The 15,132-nt window shown below is 63.9% G+C and carries 14 protein-coding genes and 2 pseudogenes; 7 read left to right on the forward strand and 9 right to left on the reverse strand.

What is annotated here, in order from left to right; genetic code table 11:
- Nucleotides 1-61 precede the first annotated feature (61 nt).
- The 3 genes from DH08_RS10440 to DH08_RS10450 are packed head-to-tail and all read left to right on the forward strand — an operon-like array spanning nt 62 to nt 3,502.
- Complete coding sequence (locus DH08_RS10440) at nt 62-667, forward strand: TRAP transporter small permease subunit (protein WP_192179231.1); 606 nt, start codon at nt 62-64, stop codon at nt 665-667.
- Nucleotides 664-2,454, forward strand: a complete 1,791-nt coding sequence (locus DH08_RS10445) for a TRAP transporter large permease (protein ID WP_192179232.1) — start codon at nt 664-666, stop codon at nt 2,452-2,454. Before DH08_RS10440 ends, DH08_RS10445 begins: the two co-directional genes overlap by 4 nt.
- A gap of 19 nt (nt 2,455-2,473) precedes the next feature.
- A complete protein-coding gene (locus DH08_RS10450) occupies nt 2,474-3,502 on the forward strand; it encodes a zinc-dependent alcohol dehydrogenase family protein (RefSeq protein ID WP_192179233.1) in 1,029 nt (342 codons plus the stop codon).
- Nucleotides 3,503-3,592: 90 nt separating this feature from the next.
- Here DH08_RS10450 and DH08_RS10455 read toward each other — a convergent pair whose 3' ends face one another.
- A complete protein-coding gene (locus DH08_RS10455) occupies nt 3,593-4,702 on the reverse strand; it encodes a TRAP transporter substrate-binding protein (RefSeq protein WP_192179234.1) in 1,110 nt (369 codons plus the stop codon).
- Nucleotides 4,703-5,009: 307 nt separating this feature from the next.
- Here DH08_RS10455 and DH08_RS10460 point away from each other — a divergent pair.
- Nucleotides 5,010-5,782 (forward strand): annotated as a pseudogene (locus DH08_RS10460) (gamma-glutamyl-gamma-aminobutyrate hydrolase family protein).
- A 9-nt stretch (nt 5,783-5,791) separates the two neighbouring features.
- On the opposite strand, the gene DH08_RS10465 reads toward DH08_RS10460, so the two are convergent.
- The 5 genes and pseudogenes from DH08_RS10465 to DH08_RS10485 all read right to left on the reverse strand — a co-directional run.
- The gene (locus DH08_RS10465) at nt 5,792-6,205 is read right to left on the reverse strand and encodes a hypothetical protein (RefSeq protein WP_192179236.1); all 414 of its coding nucleotides are present in this window, start codon (nt 6,203-6,205) and stop codon (nt 5,792-5,794) included.
- 121 nt (nt 6,206-6,326) lie between these two features.
- Nucleotides 6,327-7,310, reverse strand: a complete 984-nt coding sequence (locus tag DH08_RS10470; protein WP_192179237.1) for a 2-hydroxyacid dehydrogenase — start codon at nt 7,308-7,310, stop codon at nt 6,327-6,329.
- Nucleotides 7,307-8,329: a LacI family DNA-binding transcriptional regulator gene (locus tag DH08_RS10475; protein ID WP_081482146.1), complete on the reverse strand. Its 1,023-nt coding sequence runs from the start codon at nt 8,327-8,329 to the stop codon at nt 7,307-7,309. The genes DH08_RS10470 and DH08_RS10475 overlap by 4 nt, the downstream gene beginning before the upstream one ends.
- A gap of 68 nt (nt 8,330-8,397) precedes the next feature.
- The gene (locus tag DH08_RS10480) at nt 8,398-9,282 is read right to left on the reverse strand and encodes a DMT family transporter (RefSeq protein WP_192179238.1); all 885 of its coding nucleotides are present in this window, start codon (nt 9,280-9,282) and stop codon (nt 8,398-8,400) included.
- A gap of 175 nt (nt 9,283-9,457) precedes the next feature.
- A pseudogene (locus DH08_RS10485) lies at nt 9,458-9,856 on the reverse strand (DUF2000 family protein); the annotation flags it as partial.
- Nucleotides 9,857-9,891: 35 nt separating this feature from the next.
- Here DH08_RS10485 and DH08_RS10490 point away from each other — a divergent pair.
- The gene (locus DH08_RS10490) at nt 9,892-10,764 is read left to right on the forward strand and encodes an AraC family transcriptional regulator (RefSeq protein ID WP_192179239.1); all 873 of its coding nucleotides are present in this window, start codon (nt 9,892-9,894) and stop codon (nt 10,762-10,764) included.
- Between the two features lie 104 nt (nt 10,765-10,868).
- On the opposite strand, the gene DH08_RS10495 is transcribed toward DH08_RS10490, so the two are convergent.
- Both DH08_RS10495 and DH08_RS10500 read right to left on the reverse strand, forming a co-directional pair.
- The gene (locus tag DH08_RS10495; protein WP_192179240.1) at nt 10,869-11,339 is read right to left on the reverse strand and encodes a MarR family winged helix-turn-helix transcriptional regulator; all 471 of its coding nucleotides are present in this window, start codon (nt 11,337-11,339) and stop codon (nt 10,869-10,871) included.
- 220 nt (nt 11,340-11,559) lie between these two features.
- Complete coding sequence (locus DH08_RS10500) at nt 11,560-12,288, reverse strand: intradiol ring-cleavage dioxygenase (RefSeq protein ID WP_192179241.1); 729 nt, start codon at nt 12,286-12,288, stop codon at nt 11,560-11,562.
- 104 nt (nt 12,289-12,392) lie between these two features.
- Between DH08_RS10500 and DH08_RS10505 the strand changes: the two genes are divergently transcribed.
- Both DH08_RS10505 and DH08_RS10510 read left to right on the forward strand, forming a co-directional pair.
- Complete coding sequence (locus DH08_RS10505) at nt 12,393-13,403, forward strand: CobW family GTP-binding protein (protein WP_192179242.1); 1,011 nt, start codon at nt 12,393-12,395, stop codon at nt 13,401-13,403.
- A 222-nt stretch (nt 13,404-13,625) separates the two neighbouring features.
- Nucleotides 13,626-14,600 carry a WD40 repeat domain-containing protein gene (locus DH08_RS10510; protein WP_192179243.1) on the forward strand — a complete coding sequence of 325 codons (975 nt, stop codon included), beginning with the start codon at nt 13,626-13,628 and terminating at the stop codon, nt 14,598-14,600.
- 6 nt (nt 14,601-14,606) lie between these two features.
- Here the strand turns inward: DH08_RS10510 and DH08_RS10515 are convergent, their stop codons facing one another.
- A complete protein-coding gene (locus DH08_RS10515) occupies nt 14,607-15,059 on the reverse strand; it encodes a hypothetical protein (protein ID WP_192179244.1) in 453 nt (150 codons plus the stop codon).
- Between the last annotated feature and the right edge of the window lie 73 nt (nt 15,060-15,132).

Genomic DNA, 15,132 nt, shown 5'->3' on the forward strand with positions numbered 1-15,132 from the left:
CCACAGCGGCGCGGCGGAAAATAAGGGGAGCCGGCGCGCCTCCGACATCAGGGAGGAATGCATGGCAGGGCTTCTCGCTCTATCCAGAACGATCGACCGTGTGAACGAGTTCATCGGCAAATGGGTATCGTGGCTGATCCTGCTGGCAATCCTGGTCAGCGCCGGCAACGCAGTCATCCGCAAGGTCTTCGACATATCGTCGAACGCCTGGCTGGAGCTGCAGTGGTACCTGTTCGGCGCCGCCTTCATGCTGGCAGCCGCCTATACGCTGAAGCAGAACGACCATATCCGCATCGACATCGTCTACGGCATGTTCTCGCGCCGCGTGCAGCACTGGATCGACCTGCTCGGCCACCTCTTCTTCCTGATGCCATTCGTGACGTTGATGGTGATCTATTTCGTGCCTTACGTGTCGCTGTCGTTCCGCAGCGGCGAAATGTCGAACAATTCCGGCGGCCTGATCATCTGGCCGGCAAAGGCCATCCTGCTGGTCGGCTTTTTCCTGCTGGCGCTGCAGGGCATCTCCGAGATCATCAAGAAGATCGCGATCATGCGCGGCGACATGGAGGATCCCAATCCGTTCATATCGGCGCATGAGCAGGCTGAACTCGAGGCCAAGGCACTCGCCGAAGAAGCCAAGGCGCTTGCTCAGGAGGTGCGCTCATGATCGAGTTCATCGCCCAGAACATGGCGCCGATCATGTTCGCCTCGCTGATCATTTTCCTATTGATCGGCTATCCCGTCGCTTTCTCGCTCGCCGCCAACGGCCTGATGTTCTTCTTCATCGGCGTCGTGCTGTCGCCCTATTCGGGCGGGTCGATCAACCTGGCCTGGCCGCTGCTGCACGCACTGCCCGACAATTTCTACGGCAGCCGGGTGATGTCCAACGACACGCTGCTGGCGATCCCCTTCTTCACGTTCATGGGCATCGTGCTCGAACGATCCGGCATGGCCGAGGATCTGCTCGACACGATCGGCCAGTTGTTCGGACCGATCCGCGGCGGCCTGGCCTATGCGGTGATCTTCGTCGGTGCGCTGCTGGCAGCCACGACGGGCGTGGTGGCGGCGTCCGTCATCGCCATGGGCCTGATCTCGCTGCCGATCATGCTGCGCTACGGCTATGACCGGCGCCTGGCATCCGGCGTCATCGCTGCTTCTGGCACGCTCGCCCAGATCATCCCGCCGTCGCTGGTGCTGATCGTGCTGGCCGACCAGCTCGGCCGCTCCGTCGGTGACATGTATGCCGGCGCGCTGATCCCCGGCCTCGTGCTGACCGGCATCTACATGCTCTACATCCTGATCATGTCGATCGTCCGGCCGCAGTCGATGCCGGCGCTGCCGCTGGAGGCACGCACGCTCGGCCACGGCGTGCTGTCGCTGCTGGCGGCGCTGCTGGTAACGGTTGCGGTTTCCTACGCGGCGTATCGCTATTTCGCGCCAACACATGGCGACAATGCCGACATCCTCGGCGCCTGCGTCGGCGTGGTCCTGATATACGTCGTGGCGATCGCCGACCAGCGGCTGAACTTCAACATGATGTCCAGGCTGGCGCAGCAGGTGATCATCGTGCTGATCCCGCCGCTGGCGCTGATTTTCCTGGTGCTGGGCACCATCTTCCTCGGCATCGCCACTCCGACCGAAGGCGGCGCCATGGGCGCCGTCGGCGCGCTGGCGATGGCGGCGATGAAGGGGCGGCTGTCGCTCGACGTAATCAAGCAGGCGCTGGCCTCGACAACCAGGCTGTCGTCCTTCGTGCTGTTCATCCTGATCGGCGCGCGCGTGTTCTCGCTGACCTTCTACGGCGTCAACGGCCACATCTGGGTCGAGCATCTGCTGACGTCGCTGCCGGGCGGCGAGATCGGCTTCCTCATCGGCGTCAACATCCTGGTCTTCCTGCTCGCCTTCTTCCTCGATTTCTTCGAGCTCGCCTTCATCATCGTGCCGCTGCTGGCGCCGGCCGCCGACAAGCTCGGCATCGACCTGATCTGGTTCGGCGTGCTCTTGGGCGTCAACATGCAGACAAGCTTCATGCACCCGCCCTTCGGCTTCGCGCTGTTCTACCTGCGTTCGGTCGCCGCGCGCGTGCCCTATCTCGACCGCCTCACCGGCAAGCAGATCGCGCCGGTCACCACCGGCCAGATCTATTGGGGCGCGGTACCCTTCGTCTGCATCCAGGTGATCATGATCGGCCTGACCATCGCCTTCCCGCAAATGGTGATGCACTACAAGGGCGCGGCGGTCGATCCCGGCACGATCGACATTCAGCTGCCGGACATGCCTGGTCTGTCACCGCTCGGCACGCCGCCGGCGGATGGCGGCGCCCCGGCCAATGGCGGCGCCGCACCGGCGGCACCTGCCAACGACCTGTCGCAACCACCGAACTTCGGCGACGCTCCGCCCGCCAAGCCGGCGCCGCCGGCAACTGACCTCTCGCAGCCACCGAATTTCAACTGATGCTGGAGGCCCGACAGCCATGAAAGCGGTCCGCCTGGAGGCGGTGGGCAGCATCGCGCTGCGCGAGGTCGGCAAGCCGTCAGCCGGGCCGGACGACTTGCTGGTGCGCATAGAGGCCTGCGGCGTCTGTGGCACCGACCGGCATCTGTTCCACGGCGAGTTCCCCTGCAAACCACCTGTGACGCCCGGGCATGAATTTTCCGGCATCGTCGAAGCGGTCGGGGCTGCCGTATTGGGCTTTTCCGTCGGCGACCGGGTCACCGGCGATCCCAACATCGCCTGTGGCCGCTGCAAGCATTGTCACGCCGGCCGGGTCAATCTCTGCAGCAATCTCAATGCCATAGGCATCCATCGCGACGGCGGCTTTGCCGACTATGTCGTGCTGCCGCAAAAGCAGGCGTTTCTTCTGCCCGCTGACCTCAAGCCTACGCATGGTGCCTTCTGCGAGCCGCTCGCCTGCTGCCTGCACGGCGTCGATCTGGCCGCGATCAAGCCGGGCGCTTCGGTGGCCGTGCTCGGCGGCGGTGTGATCGGTCTGCTCACCGTGCAACTGGCGAAGCTCGCCGGAGCGACCACCATCATCCTGTCGACGCGCCAGGCCTCGCGGCGCGCGCTTGCCGAGGATCTCGGCGCGACGGCAACGGTCGACCCAGGTGCTGCCGATGTCATCGATGCCGTTGCCGGACCGTCCGGACTGGTGCCCGGCGGCGTCGACGTGGTGTTCGAATGCGCCGGCGTGCGCGACACCGTCGAGCAATCGATGCGGCTGGCGAGAGCCGGCGGCACGGTCATCATCGTCGGCGTGGTGCCGCAAGGCATGAAGGTGGCGTTCGAGCCCTTCGACCTGTTGTTTCGCGAGCTGAAGGTACTGGGCTCCTTCCTCAATCCCTACACCCACGGCCGCGCGGCCCAGCTCATCGCCTCGGGCGCGATCGAGATCGAGAGGCTGATCTCCAGGCAGGTCACTCTCGAAGAGGCGCCGGCGGTGATCGCCAATCCGCCTGCCGCCGGCGAGGTCAAGGTGCTGGTGGTGCCAGGCCAGGGCTGAGCCGCCTCCCCGCAAACCTTGGTAATCTGCCGTCCCGAAAAACCCCAGGCGAGCCGCCCGGGGTCTTTTTGAGCAGGAAAATCGTAGCGCCTACAGCTTGCCGTTGCGCTGCTGGACCATCATGAACGTATCGTAATTGTATTCGGCCACCTGGGCCCACAGATAGTGCTCCTTGCGGAAGCCCTTGATCGAGTCCCAAATCTTCTTGAACGGCGCGTTCGAGGCTTCCATTTCGGTATAGACCTCGTTCGCCTTCTCGAAGCAAGCGGCCATGATCTCCTGGCTGAAGGGCTTCAGCTTGGCGCCGCCGGCCACCAGCCGCCTCACCGCCGCAGGATTGAGAGAGTCGTATTTCTGCAGCATGTTGGCGTCTGCGGCTTGCGCGGCAGTGTGTACCAGCGACTTGTAGGCCGGCGAAAGCTCTTCGTATTTCGCCTTGTTGAACATCAGATGGACCGTCGGTCCGCCTTCCCACCAGCCGGGATAGTAGTAGTAGGGCGCGACCTTGTAGAAGCCGAGCTTCTCGTCGTCATAGGGGCCGACCCATTCGGCGGCGTCGATGGTGCCCTTTTCCAGCGCCGGATAGATGTCGCCGCCGGCGATCTGCTGTGGCACGACGCCAAGCTTGGCGACCACCTTGCCGGCAAAGCCGCCGATGCGCATCTTCAGGCCGGAGAGGTCGGCGACCGTGTTGATCTCCTTGCGGAACCAGCCACCCATCTGCACGCCGGTGTTGCCGCCCGGCAGGCCGAACAGCCCCTGCGTGGCGAGGAACTCGTTGAACAGGTCGATGCCGCCGCCATGATAGTGCCAGGCATTGATACCGCGCGCGTTGAGCGAGAACGGCACCGCCGCGCCAAGCGCCCATGTCGGGTCCTTGCCCCAGTAATAATATGCCACCGTGTGGCAGGCCTCGACGGTGCCGGCGGTGGTGGCGTCGGCGGCCTGCAGACCGGGGACGAGCTCGCCGGCGGCGAAAACCTGGACCTGGAAGTTGCCGTCGGTCGCTTCCGACAGCATCTTGGAGAACACTTCGGCGCCGCCATAGATCGTGTCGAGCGACTTCGGGAAGGACGACGCCAGCCGCCACGTCACTTTCGGGTTGGATTGGGCGATAGCGGGCGCGGCAAGCGTCGCAGCCGCCGCCGCGGCCCCCACACCGGTTACGCCTGCCTTGCGGATGAATGAACGACGATCCATGCAGTTCCTCCCTTTTGGATCAGCAGACCGATTTTCGGGAACATCCTCGATATCCCGGCTCGGCCTTGGGGCGAAACAATACACAGGCAAAAGGTCGAGTCCAGCGCGACAGCCGGATTTGGCGGCGGCGCTTTCGCGGAATTCGCAGCGTCGGCGCACGGCCTGCAACTATAGTCTAATGCCAAATCCCGGACGCGATTCCGTGGCCCATACGACGCGATGAAACTTGTCATGGAAAAGCGCCTTCGGATCGCCTATTTTGTAGGCAGAATAATTCCTTAGCTCCCAATGGATACCGGAACCAAAAATGCAGCAGCCGCTCGTCGCCATCTCGACCGACGTCCGCCAATTCGACAACTACACCTGGCATGCCGCCCCGCAGCAATATCTGGAGGCGGCGATTTCGGGCGCCGGCGTCTTCCCGGTGCTGGTGCCGTCCTTCGGCGAGCGGCTCGATCTCGATGAACTCTTGTCGTCGGTCGACGGCGTCATGGTCACCGGTTCGAAGTCCAACGTGCATCCCTCGCTCTATGGCGGCGACGCCAGCGAAAAGAACGGTCCTTACGATCCGGCGCGCGACGCCACGACACTGCCGCTGATCCGCCGGGCGGTGGAGCGCGGCGTGCCGCTGCTCGCAATCTGCCGCGGCATCCAGGAAATGAACGTGGCTCTGGGTGGCACGCTGGGCACCGAGATCCAGGAGCGCGAGGGCACGCTCGACCACCGCGCGCCGGTGAGCGACAATCAGGACGAGCGCTTCGCCATCCACCAGAAAGTAACGATCAAGCCCGGCAGCTGCCTGGCAGGCGTGTTCGGCGCCGGCGAGATCATGGTCAACTCCGTGCATCGCCAGGCGGTCGATCAGCTAGGTCCGAAGCTGCAGATCGAAGCGGTCGCCGACGACGGCACGGTCGAGGCGGTCTCCGTGCGAGACTCACGCGCCTTCGCCGTCGGCGTGCAATGGCACCCCGAATACTGGGTCAAGTCGGACGATACCTCGGCAAAGATATTCCGTGCCTTCGGCGATGCCGTGCGCTTGCACGCGGCGGCAAAGTCGGGGCGCGCGCCGCGGCTGAATAATCCCGATTATCAGTTGCCGGCAGCCGAATAATCTCGGTTGTCGGCTGCCGCCAGCGACAGCAGCGGCAAAGCCGGCGCGTAGGATTCATAGCCGTCGCCATCGGCAACGGCGAAGGTGACGATCGGATCGACGCCGTTGGCGCTGAAGGCAACCGCCCCGTCCTCCCGCTCGCGCCAGAATTTCGCGCGCTCGATGCCGGGCAAAAGCCGGCGGCAGGTCGAGGCGATCGTCAGCAGCGACAGACCTTCCGAGACTTCAGCACCGCGTTTCACCGCGCAGGCCGCCTCGTCGCCATTGGCTGTCAGCCGGTAGGTGCTGGATGGCTGAGCTTCCCTGGCGACGCTTGCGCCACTGCCGCCGTGAAAAAGCTGAACGCCGCCGGCCAGTGTGGCAACCCCAATCAATGCAGGAAGCACCTTCACCCTTCTTCTCCGCGCATTTGAAGTGCGTGGGGGCAACGCGCTTCAAGAATCTTGCCTAACGAAGTATGCAGAATGATTTCAAAGCGTTAAGCCGACGTTAATAAGTGTGGCGGCCTGCCGTTCAGCTGCGCGGCCTGACCTGCATCGTCTCCGGCACGGGGGTCAGCGGCCGGCGCTCGGCGAACCAGGACACCAGATTGTCGACGCAGAGGTCCGCCATGGCGCGGCGGGTATGCTCCGAAGCCGAGCCGACATGCGGCAGTAGCGAGGTGTTGGGGGCGGCCAGCAGTGCCTGCGGCACATTTGGTTCGTCGGCAAAGACGTCAAGCCCGGCGGCGGCGATGGTGCCGCTGGCAAGCGCCGCGGCAAGGGCAGCCTCGTCGACCGTGCTGCCGCGGCCGATGTTGACGAAGACGCCGTTCGGCCCGAGCGCCGACAGGATCTCGGCATTGACGGCCTTCTCCGTCGAAGTGCCGCCCGGTGCGACCGAGATCAGCGTGTCGACCGCTTCGGCAAGCCCCTTCAGCGTCGGATGATATTGATAGGCCAAGCCCTCGACCTGGCGGCGGTTGTGATAGGCGACCGGTAGGCCGAACGCTTCCAGCCGCCGGGCGATGGCCAGCCCGATGCGGCCCATGCCGAAGATGCCGACGCTGCGGCCGCGCAAAGTAAGCCGGCTCAGGCGATAGGCGCCGTTCTTCACCCAGCTGCCGTCGCGTAGCCATTTCTCGGCGGCATACATTTCGCGCACGGTGTTGATCAAAAGGCCGATCGCCGTGTCGGCGACCTCCTCGGTCAGCACGTCGGGCGTATTGGTGACCATGATACCGCTTTGCGCGGCGTGGCTGGCGTCGACCGAATCGTAGCCGACTCCGAAATTGGCGATGATCTCGAGATTGGGCAGGGCGTCCATCAAGGCGGCATCTATCCCGCCGAACGAAGCGATGCCGCGCACCGTGCGCCGCATCTCCTCGGTGACAAGAGCCGGGTCGGCCTCTTCGATCGTCACCCGCTGGAATGCCTGGTCGATGCGGCCGATGGCGTGCTCGTTGAAATGGCCGGGCACCAGAATGGCGACCGGCTCTTCAAGTTCAGGCTTTGTCATGCACGCTCCACCGGCTTGCCGGTCGACTGACGCACATGCAGTTCCGGCTTGATCAGTTCCTGCGACGGCCGCACCGTCTGTCCGTTCAGCTTGTCCAGCAAGGCGCTCGCGGCGCGACGGCCGACCTCGCGCTGGCCGTTCCAGACCGTGGTCAATGCCGGCGTTGCGATCGCAGCCTCCTCGAGATCGTCATAGCCGGTGACGGAGATGTCGACGCCCGGCACAAGGCCAGCGCGCGCGATGCCGTTCATCAGCCCGATGGCGACGAGATCATTCCAGCAGCACGCGGCTGTCGGCTTGTCTTTCAGCGCCAAAAACTGTCCAGCGGCCTCGAAGCCGGCCTGCTTGGTGCGAGGGCCGGCGATGCGCCAGGACGGCCTGACCTCCAGTCCGGCCGCCTCCATGGCGTTGACATAACCCTGGTAGCGGTCGCGGCCGGTCGAGGTCTGGTCGGTGCCGCCGATCATGGCGATGCGCTTGTGGCCGAGCGAGATCAGGTGGTTGGTGGCAAGGCCGGTGCCATAGGAATCGTCGCCGCGGAAGACCGGCACGTCGGCCCCGGCCACCGTGCGCGCAATCAGCACCGCCGGCAGGCCGTTTTCCTCGGCCATGATGATGTCTTCGGCCGGTGTGCCGATGGCCGGCGACATGATGACGCCGTCGGCGCCGAGCTGCAGCAGCGTGTCGATGAAGGTGCGCTGCTTTTCGAGCTGGTCGTAGTGGTTGGATAGGATGAAGGTCTGCCGGCTGCGGTCGAGCTCGCTTTCGATCGAGCGCAGGATTTCGGCGAAGAACGGGTTCATGATGTCGTGCACGACGACGCCGACAATGCCCGAGCGCGAGGTGCGCAGGCTGGCGGCGCGGCGATTGTAGATATAGCCGATGGCGCGGGCATGTTCCTTGATGCGGTCGCGGGTGCTGCCGGCGACCAGCGGGCTGTCGCGCAGCGCAAGCGATACCGTGGCCGTGGACACGCCAAGGGCATCCGCGATCGTCGAAAGCTTGATCTTCTGTGCCAGCGCCTTGCGCTCCCCGAAGCGATTTAAACTGTTTAAAGGCGGCTCTTATGCCATCGATCGGGAGCAAATCAAAGTTTTTTTGCCAGCGTTTCCGCCTCCGCGTCAAGCGCCGCGTGATTGCGCAGGCGAAGCCGGTGTTCGCGATGGATGATGTAGAGGCCGCTGGCGACGATGATGGCCGCGCCCACAAGCGTCCAGCGGTCCGGAAACTGGTGGAAGATGATCCAGCCGGACAGGATCATCCACACCATCTGCGAATAGGGGTAGGGGGCGAGTGCCGTGGTCGTTGCCAGACGATAGGCCTGGACCAGCAGCCAATGACCGGTGGCGCCGAACACGCCGAGCATCAAGAGGATGAACCAGTGCCAGGCGTCCTGCGGCAGCGACAGCGAGAACGGCAGTGTGGGCAGGAGCAGCACCGACGGCGCCAGCGCCGAGAACAGGATAAGGCTTTCGGACGTCTCCGTCGCCGACATGCGGCGCGTCATGATGACATAGAAGGAGTTCGACAGCATCGAGCCGAGCGCAAACAGATGGCCTATGCCAAAAACGCCGACACCCGGCCGGGTGATGACCAGCACACCAACAAAGCCGGACAGGATCGCCATCCAGCGCCGCCAGCCCGCCCATTCGCCGAGCAGTGGACCGGCAAGTGCGGTGATCACCATCGGGCCGAAGAAGTAGATCGAAGTGGTCTCGGCCAGCTGCAAGGTGCGCAGCGCCATGATGTTGCACATGGTCGATCCGAACAGGAAGGCGCCGCGTAATATGTGTGCCGGTAAATTGTTGGCGCGGAACCGCGATGGCTCGCGCCATCCACGCAGAAAGACACCGACCAGCAGCACATGGACGACGAAGCGGGCCCAGGCGACGATCAGCGCCGAGATGCCGGCCAGCACGAGGTATTTGCTGCTGGTGTCGAGAAAGGTGAAGCAGACATAGGTGGAAAGCATCAGCAGCATCGCCGCCGGCGGCGTTGCGCTTTCGTCTGGTTTTCTGGGAACGCTCAATTTCAGGCCGAAGGAAGGTGGGCAGACACCAACCTTTGCGGCAATCGTCGCCGGCCGACAAGCCAATTGTCGGCTGTGGCCGGACCAAAAGAAGCCAGTGCAACAATGCCCAGGCGTTCAGGCGGGCGCCCTTGGTGATCTTGTCGACCAGTTTCTTCTCGGCGCGCAGCGCGATGCCGACGACCTTGGCATCCTCGGGCGCGAATTCGGCGAAGACGGCGCGGTTGGCGGCGTCAAAGCCCGTCGAGAACATCTCCTCGACATAGAGCGACGTCGTCACGCCGCGCTCCAGCGCGCGCCGGTGGATCGCGCCAAGCGTTGCGCTGTCGGCTGCAAGCACGATGACCGGCTGGATCGACAGCGGGTTGTAGATATTGCCGGTCCGGTCGCGATAGGGCTCGCCGATGATATCGGCGAACTGCGCGACGATGCCGGTGGTCAGGAAGGCGGTGACGTTGAGCTTCTGCCAGACGGGAAGATCGTGCCTGAGCACGATTGCAAATTTCGTATCGAACATGAGACAGTCGCCAGATCCAGAGTGTTGTTGAAGTGATGACGCACGATCTAGGCCGAGAGGCCCTCCAGGGTCTTGAACGTTTGTGCTGGGATGCGGCCGATGACGGTATCGTCTCGGCGCCCGGCACGGCGGGCATAGAGCGCATCGAGGCGCGCTTCCACGGCAACGCCTTCGATCTCCACCGCCACGATACCTACGCGATCGGGGTGACGCTGCACGGCGTGCAGAGCTTCCGCTATCGCGGCGCGGCGCATCATAGCCTGCCTGGCCAGATCATCGTTCTGCACCCCGACGAATTGCACGACGGCGGCGCCGGCACCGAGGAAGGCTTGCACTACCGGATTCTCTATCTGGAGCCGTCGCTGCTGCTCGACTGCCTGGGCGGCGCGCCATTGCCTTTCGTCGATGATGCCGTGGTGAGCGATCCGGCCTTGCGCGGCACACTGCTTTCTGCACTGGCGCCGCTCGATGAGGAACTGGACGAGCTGTTTGTCGCCGATTTCATTGCGCAGCTGGCGCAGAATCTGGGGCGCCATGCCGGGCAGCCGGCAAAGCCGATGGAAAAGACGGCGTGGCGCGCCGCAGCACTTGCGCGCGACTATCTGGAAGAGAATGTCGAGCGGGCGGTGCGGTCCGATGAACTGGAAGCCGTCATCGGCCTCGACCGCTATGCGCTTTCGCGCCATTTCCGCGCGACCTATTCCACGAGCCCGCACCGTTTCCTTTTGATGCGCCGGCTGCAGCGGGCACGGCGCATGATCGAGGCGGGAGAGGCGCTCGCCGAGATCGCCATTGCCGCCGGCTTCAGTGACCAGAGCCACTTCAACCGGCATTTCAAGAAGGCGTTCGGCCTGACGCCTGGACGCTGGTCGGCGCTGGTGCGCGGCTCATCGGTGGCGGCAGCCTAGATATCGAAGACGGAGGATGTAAGCCGGACGACGCAAGATGCGTCGCCGGTTAGAGGACGACGCTTTCGCATCGCGCAGGCGAGACGACGCTGACGCGTCGCTCGTTAGTCGTCGAGATCGGCGTCGTCGTCGATCAGCACCAATTCCTCATTCGAGAGATTGGCTTCAATGCGGGCAAGCAATTTGAACAGCGCCTTCTGGTCTTTCTTGTCGAGGCCCTTCAGCGCCTGCTTCTCGGTCTTCTTCACCGATTTCTCGATGGCGTGGATGATCTCGCGGCCGGTGTCGGTGAGGAAGATGTGCGCCTGACGGGCATCGTTCACCGAAGCGCGCTTTTCCAGGAAACCCTGCGCTTGCAGCCGGTTGATGGTCTTGGTGATGGTCGGCGGGCGCACGCCGAGGCGACCGGCGAGGTTGCCCGGTGTCTGGCCGTCCTCGCGGTCGAGCGACAGCATGATCTGGTCCTGTCCGGCATAGAAGCCGTGCGCCAGAAGCCGCGCGGCAAGTGCCGTACGCGCCAGCCGCGCCGCCGAATGCAGCCGGCTCATTGTTGCAGTCTTGTCCGCCTTGGCCATGGTCATCCCTCTTCGGCCGAACCGGTGCCGGCAGCATAGAGCCTGCCTGCCGGTTGGCAATCGACGATCAAAAAGAATCCGGCTTGCGAAAACAGCTTTGCCGGCAAGCATTGCGATGTCCGCCGTGGTGAATGCCAGATGTTTATTTCAGTTAGATGACAAACGACTTTTTGGGCCGGGGGACTCTTCCCGTGGCCATGGGCGGGGCTCCAAACGGAGCTCAGCCGGCCTTCACAGCGACGACCAGCAGGGCCTGATAGGCATCCGCTGCCTCGCGCAAGGCGGCCTGCGACAAGGGTCCAGCCCGTCGCGCTATGCCGTCCCGCGCATTCGAGGTGTCGCGTTTGCCGGGACGGTCGTTGTAGGGCGAGACGGTCGCAAAGATCTGATCGCTCAGGCCGTCGGGGAAAAACAATTGGCCGGTCATCACCGATCGTTCGTCGGGGAAGACCTTGAAGTGGATGTGGGTGGTGCGGCCGCGATACCAGCCGGGATAGATGGTGGCGAAGGAGACGATGCCGCTTTCGTCCGTCTTCTGCCAGCCGCGCAGGAATGTCTGGCCGGAGGTGTCGACATCTTGGCCGTCGCCCTGTCCGGGATAGCCGGAATAGGCGCCTTGCGCATCGCAATGCCAGATATCGACGCGCGCACTGGCAAGCGGGCGACAGGCGGTATCGACCACCTGCAGCCGCACATTGAGACCGACTCCCTTCTTGCCTTCGGTAACATCGGCGCGTTGGAGTTTCGGGTCGAAATAGAACGGCCCTTCCGTCACCTCCGGCGTGATGGTGCAGACGCCGGCACCGGCGTCGAACAGGGCAAGCCCGGCATAGGGTGAAGTCTGCGCCGTTGCGGCAGCCGGCAGGAAAGCGCCGCCGCCGGCGGTGACGGCGATGAGGCTCAGCGCCTGACGCCTGTTCAACGGCATGGTAGGCGGCTTGTCGGACATCTGGCTCCTCTCGCAGCGGCCAGTATGGCCCAGCGGTTTGCTACGTGCAAAAGCAAAGCGCACATCCTATATGGAGCCGACAATCACCTTTTCGAGGCCTACACATGAGCGATGCACAGACGCAGATCCCCGTAACCGTCCTGACAGGCTATCTCGGCGCCGGCAAGACGACGCTGCTCAACCGCATCCTCTCGGAAAGCCACGGCAAGCGCTATGCCGTCATCGTCAACGAATTCGGCGAGATCGGCATCGACAATGATTTGATCGTGGAGTCCGACGAGGAAATCTACGAGATGAACAATGGCTGCGTCTGCTGCACGGTGCGCGGCGACCTGATCCGTGTCGTCGAGGGCCTGATGCGCCGGCCCGGCCGTTTCGACGCCATCGTCGTCGAGACCACCGGCCTTGCCGACCCGGTGCCGGTGGCGCAGACCTTCTTCATGGACGACGACGTGCGCTCCAAGACCAGGCTCGACGCGGTGGTGGCGCTCGTCGACGCCAAGCACCTGCCGCTCAGGCTGAAGGATTCCAAGGAGGCCGAGGACCAGATCGCCTTTGCCGACGTCGTCGTGCTCAACAAGACCGATCTCGTCACGCCCGACGAACTCGCCAAGGTCGAAGCGACGATCCGCGCCATCAACCCGGCGGCCAGGATCCATCGCACGACGCGCGCCGGCGTGGCGTTGGCCGAGGTGCTCGACCGCGGCGCCTTCGATCTTTCGCGGGCGCTGGAGAACGATCCGCATTTCCTCGAGGCGCATGATCATGATCATGATCATGACCACGACCACCATCACCATCCCTCCGACATCCACGATGTGACGGTGCAGTCGGTGTCGCTGCGCGGCGGCGAGATGGATCCGAAGAAATTCTTCCCCTGGATCGAAAAGATCACCCAGATGGAAGGCCCGAACATCCTGCGGCTGAAGGGCATCATCGCGCTCAAGGGCGATGACGAGCGCTACGTCATCCAGGGCGTCCACATGATCATCGAAGGTGATCACCAGCGCGCCTGGAAGGTCGGCGAAAAGCACGAGAGCCGGCTGGTCTTCATCGGCCGCGAACTCGACGCTGAACGGCTGAAGAAGAGCTTTGACGCCTGCCAGGCCGCTTGATTTCCAGGTCAGTTTAGGGTTAGCGCTGCCCCTTCTTCCTTCTCCCCTTGTGGGAGAAGGTGGCCGAGCGAAGCTCGGTCGGATGAGGGGTGTTCCAGCTTGGCGCCGACGGTAATCCGTCCAACACCCTCATCCGTCTTGGCGCTGCGCGCCAATCCACCTTCTCCCACAAGGGGAGAAGGGCGTAGACGACCAGCGACAATCTCGAATGGACCAGTCCGCATGCCCACCGTCGCCCCGCTTGATCTCGAAGGCCATTGCGTTGCCGCCGTCTTCCTCGGCGACGTGCCGCATTTCGCGCTGGCCGATGGCGTCGTCCACCGGCTCGACCATGGCCACAAGACCGTGCAGGCCAATGACGGGCTGCTCGCCGCCTTCCATGATGCGGCCAACGACCGGCTGATCACCGCCGGCGAGGACGGCAAGGTGTTTGCCATTGGCGCCGGCGGCAATGCTGCAGAGTTGGCGAGCGCCGGCAAGAAATGGATCACCAGCGTCGCCGCCGGGCCGCAGGGGGCCATCGCCTTCGCCTCCGGCAAGACCGCCTATGTGCGCTTCGCCGATGGCAAGACCAAAGAATTCACGCATCCGCGTTCGGTCGAGGGGCTGACCTTCTCGCCCAAGGGCATGCGCTTCGGCGTTGCCCGCTACAATGGCGCGACGCTGCATTTCCCAGCCGCCGAGGGCAAGCCGGTCGAGCTCGAATGGGCCGGCGCCCATACCGGCATCACCTTTTCGCCCGATGGCGCCTTCCTCGTCACCACCATGCAGGAAAACGCATTGCATGGCTGGAAGCTGGCCGACGGTAAACACATGCGCATGAGCGGCTATCCTGGCAAGGTCAAAAGCCTGTCGTGGAGCGCCAAGGGCAAATGGCTGGCGAGTTCCGGCGCGCCGGCGGCAATCGTCTGGCCGTTTTCGGGCAAGGACGGGCCGATGGGCAAGGCGCCGCTGGAGCTCGGCACGCGTGGCAACGCCATGGTGACCACTGTCGCCTGCCATCCGAGCCAGGATGTCGTCGCCGTCGGCTATGATGACGGCATGGTGATGGCGGTGCGCTTTGCCGATGCCAAGGAGGTGCTTCTGCGCCGTCCGGGCAAGGGCGCCATCACCTCGATGATGTGGGACAAGGAAGAGCGCCGCGTCGCCTTCGGCAGCGCCACCGGTGACTGCGGCGTCATCGACATCACGGCTTGAACGCCCCTACTCGGCCCCGCACGATACTTTGCCGGTGACTTCAACCGGCTTGCCGTCCTGGTCCGTATCCGCCGCGGCGTCGTAGATGGCGAGCGTGTAGCGCCCGTCATAGACGCCTTCGTCGCTGGTCTTGGTCAGGATCGTCAGTTCGACCGAATTGTAAGTCGGCGCGGCCTCGTGCTCGCGATAGATGTTCAGCCGCAATTCCTTGCCGTCGAGCCAGTACTGCGTCAGATTCGAATCCTCGAACACGGTCTTGCGCAGGCTGTCACCGGCAGGTCTGTCGAGAATTTCGAGATCGCCGCGAAAGTTGAATGTCGGCCCGCCCATTCCCCTGGTGACGCCGGCTTCGACCTCGAATTTTACCGCCTTATCCTCGGCGGAGCACCAGATGCCGCCCGACGCGAAGGCGGAGCCGGCCGACAAAAGCAACGTAGCAGTGCAGATAATCGCCCGCATTTTTCTCCCCCAAAACCACAAGCCCGCCAGTATTGGCGCCGGATTTTGCCTCGAGGTCAAGCGCCAGCCGAGT

The organism is Mesorhizobium amorphae, from assembly GCF_014843845.1.
Taxonomy (GTDB): Bacteria; Pseudomonadota; Alphaproteobacteria; order Rhizobiales; family Rhizobiaceae; genus Mesorhizobium; species Mesorhizobium amorphae_A.